The sequence below is a fragment of the Alsobacter ponti genome, from assembly GCF_024294805.1.
GTDB lineage: Bacteria > Pseudomonadota > Alphaproteobacteria > Rhizobiales > Beijerinckiaceae > Alsobacter > Alsobacter ponti.
In genome coordinates this window covers 83,875-97,138 of the sequence record NZ_JANCLU010000012.1, presented here as the reverse complement: position 1 = coordinate 97,138, position 13,264 = coordinate 83,875, and the positions used below count along the sequence as shown (strand labels likewise).

The window sequence follows — 13,264 nt, the reverse complement described above, 5'->3', positions numbered from 1 at the left end:
CAGGGTCACCAGCGACCCGACTTACGAAATGCCGGCTGGTTCCGATCCGCGGCCATCGCGCGGACGCGACTGCATTGCCGATGCACGGAGTTGATCGTCATGATCTCAGTTCACTCGCCAAGCCGAAGCTCGATCGACGCGCTGCGGCCGGACAGCGCGACAGCGGCGCGCGCGGCGCCAACGCGCGACCCCGACGTCAAGGCCAGTCCGGCCATGCTGTCCGGCGCCGAGCTGATGCGGGAGATGGGCGGAGCGCCCAAGCCCAACGTCACTCTGTTCGGCCGCGTCCTGCACCAGAACTCCGTTCATTACGGCGGCGCCCTCGCCCATCTGGAAACCTATCAGGCCCTGGCCAAGCAGGTTGAGGGCCAGGCGCACGGCTCCCTCAGCGACAAGCAGCTGCGCGACATGAAGGACCAGCTCGCAGCCGTCCTCGTGCGCTGCGACGCCTACGTGACCCAGCACGAAGGCGATCCCGACAAGGCGGGCCGCGTCGGGACGATGCGCAACCTCGCTTCCATGGCCACGGCCGAGCTGGAGGCGCTCAACCGGCTCGGCCAGCTGCGAAACGCGGGAGGCAAGGGCCTCACCCACGAGGACGCGATGGCGATCGTCCGGGCCGGCGTTCGGGACGCGGCCGACTTCAACCCCGGCCTCAACGACGCCGCCGTCGATCCGGCCCGCTCCAGGGATGGCTTCGCCTCAGGCAAGGTCAACAGCGTTTCGCTGCTGGTCTATGGAGACGATACCCGGATCGTGAAGCCGTTGGCGTGCGGCAGCAAGAACCTGACGCTAGGCGAAGGGTTCAGCGGCTTCGACAAGTCCGACATGAAATACGGAGCCCGGAATTTCGCCACCGAGCGCATGGCCGAGCGCCTGGGCATCGGCGACACGATTCCGCGCTCGAACCTCGTCATCCATCACGGCCAGGCCGGCTTGGCCATGCGACTGGCCGGGGGGCAATCCCTCGTCCGCCACGACCGGGTCGTCGAAACCGATCCGGGTAGTATCGCCCGCTACGATAACGATCTGGCCCGTGGGCACCTCGATAACCTGAAGAGATGCAAGGCGGAGAAGAACGACGACGGGCAGTGGACCGTCCCGAAGACGAGGTTCGTCGCCCTGCCCTACACCGATCCAGAAGGCAGTCACCCCGCCCTGACCGCCAGTCTTCAGAAGGGTCTGCTCGACCTGCAGACGCTCGACTGCCTCATGGCGCAGATGGACCGCCAGCCGGAAAATCTCTTCATTCGGCTCGACGGCGACACGGCCCATGTCACCGGCATCGACAACGACATGTGCATGGGCAAGGACATGACGAGGCTGGGGGCGCCGGGAGACCTTGCCGCGACGGCCGGCGGTCCTCCCCCGCTCATGAGCCGGGAGATGCACGACCGGATCGCGAACCTGAGCGAGGATGACTTCGCAACCACGCTCGGCCCCGACTTCTCCGACGCCGAGGTGGCCGCGGCGAAGACCCGGCTGACCTTGCTCAAGGCCCATGCCGAGACCCTGCGGACATCCGGCTGCGTGGTCGACGATTTCGCTACGTGGAGGAGTTCGGAAGGGCAATCCGCGTCCGAATTCCTGATGGCCTCGGACACGTTGTCCTACGTCAAGCGGGACCAGACCACGATCGACAAGGCGACGAAGAACGGCAACGTCGTTCAGCCCGACCGCTCCAAGCATAACCTCGCCAGCGAGTAAGCCCATGCACAGCTCAGAAACGCACGCCATCGCTGCCGACCCCGAGAGCGAACCCGCCAGCGCCCTGCAGGAGGCGGTTTGGCTCGCGCTCGACCTCGGGATCGACATGCCGCCGGTTCCGGCGAAGTTCGCGCCGCGGCTCGCGACGGTCACTCCCGGCCTCGTCTTCGCGACCGCGCCCGAACTCGTCGCATGCCAGTCACCCGCCGCGATCGCGGCGGCGCTGGAGGGGGGCTGGCCCCGCCCCGGGCTCGCCTTCGGGCTGTTGCCGGTCGGCACGGGAGGGCGCTGGTTCTACACGCTCGCCAGTGAACGGGAGATGCTCCATATCAGCGTCCGCTTGTCCTTCCGCACCGGGCCGGAGAGCGAGGGCACGGCGGCGCAGGCGTCGCGCGCCCACGCGATGCTGGAGCGGCACCTAGCCGATCCCGCGGCGGCGGCCCGGGCGCTCAGCGACCAGCCCGGATTGGAGGGCGAGCCGCGCCGTGTGGTGGTCTTCTCCGACGAGGGCGAGGCCTGGCTCACCGAGCGCCATGCAAGCTTCACCGGCGGCGGCGGCCTGTCGAACTTCGTGGAGCGCTCGCTCTACTTCACCGAGACGCCGCAGGCCGAAGATTCGCGAGACACTCTGATCTTCGCCTGAGCAACGACGCTCCTCACCTCAGCCGCGGCGCTTGTCACAAGAGCCGCGGCGCTTCTCACCAGAGCGGCGGCGCTCCTCAGCCGCGCCGCGGCGCAGTGCCGCGCCGCTCCTGGCCTCGGCCAGGGATGCGCTTCATCGTCATGCGCCTGCGGGGGCCGGACACGGCCCGCCCCGTCGAGACACGTCGATCGCCGCATGCCGCGTCGCCTGGAGGGATGCGACGGCCTCGCTCAGATGCCGGACTGACCCAGGCCGCCATAGGCGCTGGCGGCATGGATGTCGAGGGCGGGATCGGCCTCCACGGACTTGCGCGCGCGCTCGGCGATCGTGAAGGCGGTGTCGTTCAGATAGGTCTCGAAGGCCTTGGCGCTGTCCTCGACCGCCGGGGCGTTTCGCTTGGCTTCGTCGGCCGCGATCCGTTCGGGCTTGTCCAGCGGCAGCGGATCCTGCGCGCCCCGGACGGTCTGGTGCAGCGGCAGGGGAATGCTGCTGGTCCTCTGGATACTGTCGGTCATGGCTGGTCTCCAGTGTCCTCGTCACGATCTCAGATACGGATGCGTTCCAGCGGCTGCACGTTCACGGACGGCGCCAGTTCCTGGAAGGACAGCACCGGCACGTGCGGAAACTCGCGCTCGATGATCTTGCGCATGAAGCGGCGAATATCCATCGGCGCGAGGATGACGGGAGCCGCGGCATGGCGGGTGGGCTCGCCGATGACGGCTCTGGCGCCGGCGATCAGCTGGCGGTGCACGTCGGGCGACAGCGCCAGATAGGATGCGCCACTGGTCTGGCGAACGGCGGCGCGCACGCTGTCCTCGACCTCCTTGGACAGGAGATAGGCGGGGATCACGTTCTGACCGCCCGAGAACTTGTGCGTGATGTAGCGCCCAAGCGCCCCGCGTACGTGCTCGGTGAGCAGCACCGGATCCTTCTCGCGCTGCCCCCACTCGACCAGAGCCTCGAGCACGGTGCGCATGTCGCGCACCGAGACGTCCTCGGCGACGAGGCGTTGCAGCACGTCGGCGATCGCGATCACGGGCAGCACCCGCGTCACCTCCTTCACGAGATCCGGGAAGGTCTTCTGCATCTGGTTCATCAGATACATGGCTTCCTGGATGCCGACGAAGGTCGAGGCGTGGCTCTTCAGCACGTGGGCCAAATGGAAGGTGATCACGCTCGAGGCCGTGAGCACCTGCAGCCCGGCCCGTTCGACAGACGGGAGGTGGCGCGCCGCGACCCAGAGGCTGGGCGTGTCGGGGAGGAAGGCGTCTCCCTGTTCGTAGGGAATGCCGAACATCTGCAGGTTGGCCGGCGTCTCGCGCACGATGAAGTACCCCGGGCGCACCTGTCCGACCGCCACGGGGATCTCGTTGACCAGCAGCCTGTACTGCCCGTCGGGCAGGTTCTCGTTGAGGCGCAGATGAATGCCCGGGAACGGGACGCCAAGGTCGAAGTAGAGCGCGCGACGCACCCGCGCCACCTCCCGGTCGAGCTTGTCCGGACGGATGGCGCTGCGCAGACTCGCCGCCACGTCGAGCAGCAGCGGCACGGTGAGCGCGAAGGTGACGGGCTCGACGGGCTCGCCCGGCCCGTCCGTGTCGTCTGCGTCCGGAAACGTCGGCCGGGCGTCGGGCATCATGGCCGGCGCGAAGGAGACGAGCTTCCGGCTAGCGTCGCCCGGGGCTCGCCCGGCCTTGCGCTGCAGGAGATAGGCGCCCCCTCCGCAGGCGACCGCCAGCCCCACGAAGACAAACGCGGGGAAGCCGGGAACGACGGCAAAGATGGCGAGGATGCCCGCGGTGACATAGAGCGCCCGCGGTTCCGAGACGAGCTGACGGGCGATGTCGCTGCCCAGGTCCGAGTTCTCGTCCGAGGCCACCCGCGTCACGATGAAGCCCGCCGTGATCGACACGAACAAGGCGGGGATCTGGGACACGAGGCCATCGCCGATCGTGAGCAGCGAGTAGAGTTGCAGGGCCTCTCCCGCCGGCAATCCACGCTGCAGGGTGCCGATGCTGATGCCGCCGATCATGTTCACCGCGATGATGATCAGTCCGGCGATGGCGTCGCCCTTCACGAACTTCATCGCGCCATCCATGGCGCCGTAGAGCTGGCTCTCCTTCTCCAGCTTGCCACGCCGTCGCTTGGCCTCGTCGAGATCGATCAGGCCTGCCCGCATGTCGGAGTCGATCGACATCTGCTTGCCGGGCATGGAGTCGAGCGAGAAGCGCGCCGACACCTCGGCCACGCGCTCGGACCCCTTTGTGATCACCATGAAATTGACGATCGTCAGGATCAGGAACACGACGAGACCGACGATCAGGTTGCCGCCCACGACGAAGCGGCCGAACGTCTCGACGATGTGCCCCGCGTCGCCCTGGATCAGGATCAGGCGGGTGGTCGTGATGGCCAGCGCCAGCCGGAACAGGGTCGTCAGCAGCAGGATCGAGGGGAACGACGAAAGCTGCAGGACGTCCTTGAGGTAGATCGCCACCATCAGAAGGATGGCGGCCAGGCACAGGTTGAAGCCGATCAGGACGTCGACCAGCGCGGTGGGCAGCGGCAGGATCATCATGAAGACGATGCAGACCAGCAGCACCGCCAGCAGCAGGTCGTTGCGCTTCGACAGGGCGTTGAGAAAGCGGACGACCATCCTCATACCGCCAGCCGCAGCCGCTGCTGGACCAGCAGCGCGGCCTCGTCCACGTCGGGTTTGAAGTCGTCGAGCCCCCGCAGGGCCGCCCTGGCCTCGTCCAGCAGGAGGAGCAGCGCCGCCGAAAGCAGCAGCGCGCCCCGGTCGGGCTCGGCGTCGCCCGCATCGCGGGCGCGGCGTTGTTTGTCGACCTCCTCCGCCAGGCGAGCCTGCGCCGCGTCGATCTCCCGCTGGCGTTGCCCGACATCCTCGAGCCGCGCCTCCCGCTGCTCCCCGGCCCCGCGTTCGAGGCCGCGCGTCAGCTGTTCGGTCGTGATCGTCGCAATCGTGCTGACAGCCAACTGCAGCAGCAGGGCGGGCAGGATGGAATTCAGCGTCGACAGCGTCGCCTGGTTCGCGGCGATCGTCGTGTCCAGGACTTGGATGGCGTCGGCGAGGACCGCGATGTCCCTCGCCAGGCCGTCGACCGTCCCCTGCGCGGCGTCGCGGTCCGCGACGAGGCCGGGACGCCTGCCTTGCGCCGCCGCGAGGTCCGCTTCCTGCTGGGCGAGCTGCGCCCTCAGGGCCGTGACCTGGGCTGCCGTCAGGCCGGGGCTCGTCAAAGCCTGTCTGGTCGACGCGACCGCCGCGGTGAGATCGCCGATGGTTGCGTCGAGAGATTGAAGGGCGGAGACCGCGCTCGCGAGAACCTGGTCGGCCGAGACTTTCTGGGCTTCGAGGAGGGTCTTCTCCTCGGCCTTCGCATCCCTGGTCGCCGTATCGGTCGCGATCTGCGCGCGCGTCGCCACGAGCGCCTGCAGCGTGGCCTGCGAGCTCTGGAACTGGCTCGACTCGCGAAGCGCCCGGGCCGATCCGCGGGCGTCGGCGGCGGCCGTGGCCGCCTTGTCGAGCGCCAGCATCACCTCGCCCACGGCCGCCGACAGATCGCCGGGGGCCGAGGGCCCGTCGAGGCCCAGCCCAAAGGCCGCAAGCCCCGCGAACAGGTCCGCGTAAAGCGGCGCCGCCAGCGTCGACGGGGACGCGGCCGGGCTCGACGCGGGAACGTCCGCGGCCGGGCTCGTGAACGGGACCGTAATCGCGGGGGACGTGGACGTGACGGTGACCATGCAAGCACTCCTTCAGCCACTGTGACGCCGATCGCCGCGCGTTTCTGTCACGCGCGTGACAGGGGCGCGCGGCCCAGAATTCCGCGATAGCGCTGCGCCTCCGCCACCATGGCCGGCTCGGCCCGCATGTCTTCCGCCGCCAGCGAAAAGAAACTGTCCAGGTGCGAACGAGCCGCGTCGCCGTCCCCTTGCCGCAACGCCAACTCGGCCAGGTGGAAAGCCGGGGCGCAGGCCTTCGGGTCGAGAATCTGCGCCATGCCGAAGCAGCGCGCCGCGTCGCCCGGGGCGCCATCGAGGCGCAGGCAGATTCCCAGCCCCAGCCAGTGCGCCGCCCGGCGCGGGGCGATGAAGCACAAGGTCCGGAACAAGGGGCCGGCCTTGTCGGCCCGGCCCACGGCCAGCCACCGGCGCGCGCCCGCGTAGAGGAGATCGACGGCCGCGTCCGGCAATGCGAGCGCCTCGCCGACGCCATCGCCGTTCCGCAGTCGGTCGAGCGCCGCCTCGCCGCCGAGTCCAAGGGCGACCACCGCCGCGCCCAGGAGTTCGGATGGCGACGATGGTTCGGCCGATGACTCGCCCGCGCTCATGCCTCAGCTGCCGCCGAGCCCGGCGAGCAAAGCCTGGGCCTCCCGGCCCGCCGCGCCTGCCTTCGCGTCGAACCGCACCGCCTCCTGAAGATCCTCCCGGGCCTCCGCCTCGTGGCCCAGGGCCAGGTAGGCCTTGGCCGAGGCGAGATAGCCGCGCGGGTCGGCGGGCGCGAGCACGATCGCCGCCGAGGCGGCCTGCAGCGCAAGCTCCGGCTCGGCGTTCAAGAGAGCGCAGTGCGACAGCGCGAGCTGGTGCGCCATGACCCCCGGGTCGCACAGCACGAGCGCGCAGGCGCTGCGAAAGGCCTCGGCGGCGGCGCCTTGCCGCAGCTGGCTGTCGATGAGGGCGAGCCCGGCGGCCAATTCGGCGCGGCCGAGACCGAGCGCGGTTGCCGCCGAGCTCGCGGACAGGTCGCCCAGCGCGGCCTGAACGGGCGCCGGCGGAAGGGTGTTCGCGTTCATGGAGTGGCGTTCCCTCGGTGCGGTGGAGCGGATCAGGGTTTGAGGATGAGCAGGTCTTCGTGGGAGGCGCCGGACTGCCGGCCCGCGCGCGTGGCCGTCTCCCGCCGCAGCACGGGGACCAGCGCTCTGGCGCGGTCGGCCACCCAGGCGATGTCGGCGGCGACGGCGGCCACCGGACGCGCCGGATCGAGAACGGCCTCCGCCCGCACGGCCCCCTGCGCATCGGTTCCGACCCAGGCGGGGCAGCCCAGCAGGTGCCGGTAGTTGTCGCGCAGCAAGGCCCGGACCTGGCGCTCGCGCTCCGCCGCCGCGGGGGACAGAGCGCCGATCCGCGCGCGCGCCAGCACGCGCCGCATGTCGCGCGTCGGCGCGAAGGCGACACCGACGCCATCGATCCGCAGGAGCGGGTTTTCGCCGGGTTCGCCCGGCAGCCCGAGATGGCTCCACAGGGCCGCCGTGAGCCGGGACAGGACGTCAGCCATGACCGGTCAGGCGCGCGTCAGCGATTGCATCAACTCGGTCTTGGCGTCCGCCATCTCCTTGAGGAAGTTGACGATCGCCTTCATGAAGTCCTCGAGCGCCTGCTCGATCTCCTTGGCTCGCTCGGCGCGCCCTTCGTGGGCCTGGGCGTTCGCGGCCATGCGCTTGGCTTGCGCTTCGTCCATCTTGGCCACCGACGAGGTGATGCCCTCCTGGGCCTTTCCGGCCTTTTCGGTGACGTCCTTCACGAGCTGCCCGAGCTGGGCCAGCTTCTCCGCCGACGTCATCGGCCGGGTTACGGCTTCGCCCGCCCCGCCGCCGGTGGTGACCCCGGCCTTGATGCTGCCCACCGTCCCCATGATGGAGGCCACCGCCGAGACCACCGAGGTCACCAGCGAGACGATCGCGGCGGTCAGCTCCTTCTGCGCCGCCTCCTCGATCTTGCCGGCCTCGGATTGCAGGGACGACTGGGCCATCTGGCGTGCGTTCATGCGGTCGTCGAGCGCGTTCCGGCGCTGGCTGGCCGCGAGCATGACCGCGAGGGCCGCGATGTCGAGCTTGCCGGCGCCGTCCGTCAGGAGCTGCAGCGCCTGCTTCACCTTCCCCGCCACTGCGCCGGGATCGGACGGAAGTTCCTGGTTCGCCCCCGTCGCGGCGCCGCTGTCGCTCAGGGGCGGGGTGTCGTCCGTGGTGACGCTCGGGCCGGCGCCCGTCTTGCCGGAAGGGTCGGCCGCGGGCCCAACCGGTTGAAAGTTATTGAGCTTGATCGGATTGTTGTGGGTGATCGAAACCATGGTCGGTGCTCCTCAGGCGGTGAGCTTGGCGTGGGAGAGGACCTCGCCACGGTCGTTCAGCTTGTCGGTCAGCGCGTCCATCATGCCGTTGAACGCATCCGCGGCGCGCATCAGCATTTGCAGGGCGAGGTCCAGCTGGTCCTCGATCCCCTGCAAGTCGGCCGAGTCCCGCTTGGCGCCGGCCTGCAGCTCCTTGGCTTCCTTGCGCTGCTCCGCGGCGGAGAAGCTGACCCCCGCCGCCGCCGCCGAGCCGACCGCATTGGCGGTTTCGACCACCTTGGTCACGGTGCTGCCAACCTGCTGGGCGACCCTCGCGATGCCGGCCGCGAAGCCCGCCAACTGAGACACGTCGAACTTGCCGCTGGCGATTCCGAGCGCCAGGCCGGTGATCGCCAGAGCCGCGCCGAAGGCGATGTCGCAGGCCATGACGGCGGTCTCGTCGCCGCCGCAGGCCTTCGCGATGTTGCCCAGAATGCCCGCGCCCGTGGCCATCTTCACGGCGTCGTTGATGACCGAGACGAGGCCCACGATGCCGCCGGCGATCATCAGCGCGCCGAGCGCCTGCGCGCCGGGAATCGCCGCCACGATGGCCCCGAGAAAGATGGAGAACGCCGCCGCGAGCGCCTGGAACGCGAGCTTGATCTTGTCCCAGATGCTCACGCTCTTGCTCTTCTCGTTCGCCTCGGCCTGCTTGGCGTCCGCCTCCTTCAGCTTGGCTTCCTTGTCCTTGATCGCGGACTGCTGCCGCTTCGTATCCATCTCGACCTTCCCGTTGGCCGAGTCGTCCTGTGCCTTCTTGAGCTTGGCGATGACTTCGGCCAGCTCGGAGTCGGAGGCCTCGGGAAGGCCCCCGAACATCGCGAGAAGGGCGGCGAGTTCCGGGGACTTGCCGCCCTTGGAAGTCGAGTCCACCGGGGGCGCGTCCGTTGCCGTCGTTCCCGCGACTCCGGAGGACGTCGTGCCTTTCGTCTGGCCGGTGCCTTCGGAGTCTTCGATGCCACCGGTCGTATAGGAACGGTTGACGGACAAGGAGGACGGGTCGCGCGTGATGCTGCCGGACATGGTTGTCTCCCGCAAATAGCCGTTGAATCAGTTTGCCGAAGCCGCGGTCGCCGACCGGGCGCACAGCCGCGCGAGTTCCGCCGCGCGCGCGGCCGTCGCCTCGCCCGACGGGCCGGAGGCATGGATTCCGGCCAGCGTGAAGGCCTCGGCGGCCTTGTCCGCCTCTCCCGCCTTCATCAGGCACTCGCCCAGCCGCAGATAGGCTTCTGCGTTCAGCGCATCGAGCGCTAGGCAGCGCAACAGCGCGCCGACCGCCTGCTCGTACCGCCCTTGCAGGGAGAGGATCGTGCCCAGCGCCAGCAGCGCCTTTTCGTCGAGCGGCTCGAGCATCGTGACCAGCTCGATGATCTTCGCCGCGCCGGCGAGGTCCCCGGCCGCCGCCATCCCCGCGCCCTTGGCGAGCAGCCGATGCCGCTGATCGGCCGGGATCTCGAAGATGTCGGCCAGGGACAGGCCCTTGCCCAGAAGCTCGATGATGCTTTTCGTGCGCGCATCGAAGACGTCGCTGTCGAGCAGCGACTGGAACGTCGGGCCCATCGCCGTGAGCGCCTTCACGAGTTCGTCTTTCGAAACGGGCGGGCCCGCGGCCTTGTCGAGAATGGACATGTCGATCTCCCTGCGTGGGGAGACACTAGGCGGGCGGCCGCAACGCCGTTGTGCCGTTCATGACAGCCCCGCGCGGCCGGCGGGAGGACCGCCGCGCAGGTAGATGGCGACCGCCTCCCCGCTCGCGCCTGGCCCGCCCGTCTCGTGCAGCGCCCGCGCGCGCAGGTAGCGCCGCAGCCTCTGGCGGTCGGTGAGCCGGTAGTCGCCGAAGCGCTCCAGGGGATCGGTCCTGTCGAGGTCCGCCAGCGCGGCGAGGACGCCCGGCCAGTCGGCGTGGAGGAAGCGCAGCACGGCGACCGCCAGCAGCGCCTGGGGGGAGCCGTCGCCCGCCGCCCGCAGGGCCTCGGCGAGCGCGGCGGCGCGCGCCGTCTCGCCATGGCGCGCGAGGATGAAGATCGAGAGCAGCACGAACTCGCGCGAACGGCCGGAGAGACCCACGTTCAGCCCCGCAGGAGCGCGGCGAGCGCGGTTCGGATTTCCTCGTCCAGCGCGACGTCGGCGTTCAGGACCCCTACGGCCCGCTCGAGGAGGCCGGGGTCGGCGGAGGAGGAAGCGAGCGCCGAGAACTCGGCCGCCGCCTCGCTTCGCGTCCGCGACAGAACGGCAGGCTCCAGCAGGGCGGCGTCGAGGGAGGCGGGCTCCAGCAGGTCGCACAGGCGCTCGTCGAGGGTGGGACGGCGCAACACCTCGTCGAGCGGACGCGCCTGCGGCAGGAAGGCCGGCGCGGCCGGCGCCTGGGCCGGCAGGTGGACTTCCTGCGCCGGCGTCCGCCGCGAGATCCGGTCGATGCCGACGTCGAGCGGGCGCGGGCCGGGCGCGTCAAGCGACATTGCGGCCAATGCTCTGGAGCATGTCGTTCATCTTCGAGAGCACGGTGTTGGCCAGCTCGAAATGCCGGTTCGATTCCTTGTCCGCCGAATTGACGGCGTTCATCTTGGTCTGCGCGTGCTGGTTGATGATCGAGATGGTGCTGGACAGCGAATTGCCGAACTGGCTCCACTGCGAATTGGTCATCCAGGGTAGCGCAAAGCCAAGACGAGAAACCGTTCCTGCTTGACTTGTATCGCCGTTCTGCGCCGAGACGGTTGAGTGTCCGGTAACGGGACGCGTGATGCCATAGATTTCCTCGATCGGACTGCCGTTCAAGCCGCTGCTTGGCCCGCCAGAATACGTGTTCGCCGACTTGACGTTGCCGTCGAACATGAGGGACAGCGCCGTCAATTGGAATGACGACATGGCAACTTGTTGATTTGCTCCGAACCATGAATACTTGGTAGCCGTCTTGTCTTCCGGTTTTGTGTCTTTGGGCAGGAGCGACTCGTAACCGAGAACCTGGTTCACGTTGGTCTGCATCGTCGTATAGAGCTGCACGAGAGCATTGATCTGCCGCAGCTCCTCGGTGTCCGCCTTGGTCAGCGACTGCCCGATGATGTTGCTCTGCAACTGGAACGCGAAAATCATCGTGGCGAGATCTGTCTTCGCTTCGGCGCCGGTGATCTTGTTCTTTCGGTCCGCCGCCTTGGCGATCGCATCCTCCGCCTGCCACAAGGCCTTGGCGGTATCCCAGAACGTCTGGTGAGCTTCGGAGATCTTAGTCACGTCCGACCAGGCGACGACCAGGTTACCCCTGACGGGACCATGACCAGAGATCGCGTCGGGCTGCTTGGCGAAGGAGGCGAGGCGCTGCGCCCTCTTCTTGAGGTCGTCGGTCGCAGCGTTGAGCGTCTTGAGGTCGACCAGCGTGGAACTCGAACCGGTCGCCTTGATCTGCTCCTCCAGAATGTCGAGCTGGGCGATGAAGGGCTTGACGAGGGCTTCTTTCGTGGTTGTCGGTCCGAACGTGGTGACGAGGCCGGACGGCAGCGTGTCGGGAAACATATCCCTGATCTTCCCTCTCACGCCGTTGATTTGGGACTCGGCCGTTCCCGACGGCCATATCGTGTATCCGATAGCCTCGAGTTTCTCCCTTCCGACGGTCGAGTCCATCAGGATCTGGAGATCCGCGGGCGGCATCGCCTCGACCAGTTGCTTGGTGAGGGAGTCGAGGGCCTGCACGCGCTTGCCGTCCGCGGAGAGCAGGAAATTCGCGCCGAGCACGGTCACCACCGCGCCCATCTTGTTGCCGGCCTGCGTGTAGAGATAAAGCGCCTGTTCGTTGCTCGTGAAGGCCGCCGCCCCGTTCGCGGAGCTCTGGCCCTGGAACTGGGCGAGGGAGACGGGCGCTTCGCGCGCCGTCGTGCTGCGCGCCTCGGCCCGGATCGGAACGCCCCCGGCGCTCAAACGCCAATAGGCGCCTTGCCACGGCTTGCCGATATAGACATAGGCGGGCGCGCCCGGAAGCTGGACGGATGCGTAATGCTCGATGAAGGCCTTCTGGCTGCCTTTCGACCAGGTTTGAAAATCCGCCTCGGCGACATCCGCGAGCGGCTTGAATGTCCACTCAACCGAACTGACACCGGAATTGACCGAGTAGGTGACGTAGGCGCCGGAGGAGACGCCCTGCCCGACGGTGAGCATGTTGGCTTGGCCGGACGTGTCGAAATAGGCCCTTTGATCACTGCCGCTCCACGACAAGAAGACCGAAGGATCCAGCTGCCGCGGCGACGTGGCGAACCCGTCCGGATACAAGCTGGCGTTCGTGGCGCCGGAGAGGGCTCCCGCCACGAACGGCGCCTCGGGCGGGCTGGCGCCCGTTCCCGTAAAGGTGACGTAGTAACGCCACAAAGCCCAGCTACTGTTGCCCTCGCGCAGCTTTCCGTACAGCAGGACGAAGCTGACCTGGTCGGCCCCGTCCATAGCCTGAAACTCGGCCCGCGACATGTTGAGGGGATCGGGGCGCCCCCACTGTCCCGACTTGACCTGGACGCTCAGGTTAGGGGCGCTGTCGGACCAATTGCTCAGCCGGACGGTGCGGTATCCGCTCGGGTGAGTGGTGTCGACCAGCACGGCGCATTTGTTGTCTAAGGGCAGCGTCACCCAGCCGGGAAGCGTCGGCCGCTGGCCGTTCGCGATCAACCACTGGATCTGCTGCGTCGCGGGCCACGCGCTGAACTGCGCGTAGGTCGGCAGGTCCGCCGCCGCGCTCTGGGCCGCGCTCTGGACGGCCGGCGCGCTGACCGCCGGCGGCGTCGAACCGATCGTCGTCATCTCGATCCTTCCTTGCG

Annotated in this window: 14 protein-coding genes; 2 read left to right on the top strand and 12 right to left on the bottom strand. The window is 68.5% G+C overall.

Annotation, left to right across the window (positions count from 1 at the left end):
• The first annotated feature begins 90 nt into the window (after nucleotides 1–90).
• Both NK718_RS13440 and NK718_RS13435 read left to right on the top strand, forming a co-directional pair.
• Nucleotides 91–1,707, top strand: a complete 1,617-nt coding sequence (locus NK718_RS13440) for a hypothetical protein (protein WP_254743169.1) — start codon at nucleotides 91–93, stop codon at nucleotides 1,705–1,707.
• Nucleotides 1,708–1,711: 4 nt separating this feature from the next.
• The gene (locus NK718_RS13435; protein WP_254743167.1) at nucleotides 1,712–2,350 is read left to right on the top strand and encodes a hypothetical protein; all 639 of its coding nucleotides are present in this window, start codon (nucleotides 1,712–1,714) and stop codon (nucleotides 2,348–2,350) included.
• Nucleotides 2,351–2,580: 230 nt separating this feature from the next.
• On the opposite strand, the gene NK718_RS13430 is transcribed toward NK718_RS13435, so the two are convergent.
• Genes NK718_RS13430 through NK718_RS13375 form a run of 12 tightly spaced genes read right to left on the bottom strand, consistent with a single transcriptional unit; the run spans nucleotide 2,581 to nucleotide 13,247 of the window.
• Nucleotides 2,581–2,865, bottom strand: a complete 285-nt coding sequence (locus NK718_RS13430) for a hypothetical protein (RefSeq protein ID WP_254743164.1) — start codon at nucleotides 2,863–2,865, stop codon at nucleotides 2,581–2,583.
• Nucleotides 2,866–2,894: 29 nt separating this feature from the next.
• Entirely contained in the window at nucleotides 2,895–5,003 is a 2,109-nt protein-coding gene (gene sctV, locus NK718_RS13425) for a type III secretion system export apparatus subunit SctV (protein ID WP_305883672.1), read from the bottom strand.
• 2 nt (nucleotides 5,004–5,005) lie between these two features.
• Nucleotides 5,006–6,109 carry a coiled-coil domain-containing protein gene (locus NK718_RS13420; protein WP_254743159.1) on the bottom strand — a complete coding sequence of 368 codons (1,104 nt, stop codon included), beginning with the start codon at nucleotides 6,107–6,109 and terminating at the stop codon, nucleotides 5,006–5,008.
• 47 nt (nucleotides 6,110–6,156) lie between these two features.
• On the bottom strand, nucleotides 6,157–6,696 hold the full coding sequence (locus NK718_RS13415) for a hypothetical protein (RefSeq protein WP_254743156.1): 540 nt from the start codon (nucleotides 6,694–6,696) through the stop codon (nucleotides 6,157–6,159).
• 3 nt (nucleotides 6,697–6,699) lie between these two features.
• Nucleotides 6,700–7,158 carry a hypothetical protein gene (locus tag NK718_RS13410; protein WP_254743153.1) on the bottom strand — a complete coding sequence of 153 codons (459 nt, stop codon included), beginning with the start codon at nucleotides 7,156–7,158 and terminating at the stop codon, nucleotides 6,700–6,702.
• A gap of 32 nt (nucleotides 7,159–7,190) precedes the next feature.
• Nucleotides 7,191–7,640 (bottom strand): CesT family type III secretion system chaperone, encoded by a 450-nt coding sequence (locus tag NK718_RS13405; protein ID WP_254743150.1) that lies wholly within the window; start codon nucleotides 7,638–7,640, stop codon nucleotides 7,191–7,193.
• Between the two features lie 6 nt (nucleotides 7,641–7,646).
• Nucleotides 7,647–8,432, bottom strand: a complete 786-nt coding sequence (locus tag NK718_RS13400) for a hypothetical protein (protein WP_254743147.1) — start codon at nucleotides 8,430–8,432, stop codon at nucleotides 7,647–7,649.
• Nucleotides 8,433–8,444: 12 nt separating this feature from the next.
• Entirely contained in the window at nucleotides 8,445–9,494 is a 1,050-nt protein-coding gene (locus tag NK718_RS13395; RefSeq protein WP_254743145.1) for a hypothetical protein, read from the bottom strand.
• Between the two features lie 27 nt (nucleotides 9,495–9,521).
• A complete protein-coding gene (locus NK718_RS13390) occupies nucleotides 9,522–10,100 on the bottom strand; it encodes a tetratricopeptide repeat protein (protein ID WP_254743143.1) in 579 nt (192 codons plus the stop codon).
• A gap of 57 nt (nucleotides 10,101–10,157) precedes the next feature.
• Nucleotides 10,158–10,538 carry a hypothetical protein gene (locus NK718_RS13385; protein ID WP_254743141.1) on the bottom strand — a complete coding sequence of 127 codons (381 nt, stop codon included), beginning with the start codon at nucleotides 10,536–10,538 and terminating at the stop codon, nucleotides 10,158–10,160.
• Nucleotides 10,539–10,540: 2 nt separating this feature from the next.
• Nucleotides 10,541–10,930 carry a type III secretion apparatus assembly protein SctX gene (gene sctX, locus NK718_RS13380; protein ID WP_254743138.1) on the bottom strand — a complete coding sequence of 130 codons (390 nt, stop codon included), beginning with the start codon at nucleotides 10,928–10,930 and terminating at the stop codon, nucleotides 10,541–10,543.
• Entirely contained in the window at nucleotides 10,920–13,247 is a 2,328-nt protein-coding gene (locus NK718_RS13375) for a hypothetical protein (protein WP_254743135.1), read from the bottom strand. Before NK718_RS13375 ends, sctX begins: the two co-directional genes overlap by 11 nt.
• Between the last annotated feature and the right edge of the window lie 17 nt (nucleotides 13,248–13,264).